Genomic DNA, 218 nt, shown 5'->3' on the forward strand with positions numbered 1-218 from the left:
TCCGTTCGAGGTCGCGCCCGGGGGTGATCGGGGTGAGGTGGAAGCCGTCGACCGCGCCGGCCCGGTACCACCGGGTGATCAGCGCGGCCAGGTCGACCGGCCCGCCCCGGTAGTAGGTTCCCCGGTCGGCCGGTGAGGGCTCGTCGGCCAGCCCCGGTTCCGGTGCCGCCTCGGCGTCGCCGAGGTCGACGGTGAGCGCGGCGAGCACCCGCAGGGCG

Annotated in this window: 1 pseudogene; it reads right to left on the bottom strand. The window is 77.1% G+C overall.

What is annotated here, in order from left to right:
• A pseudogene (locus tag G3I41_RS11220) lies at positions 1-218 on the bottom strand (FMNH2-dependent monooxygenase); the annotation flags it as partial.

The sequence above is a fragment of the Streptomyces sp. SID9727 genome (genome assembly GCF_010550605.1).
In the GTDB taxonomy this organism is placed as follows: Bacteria; Actinomycetota; Actinomycetes; order Streptomycetales; family Streptomycetaceae; genus Streptomyces.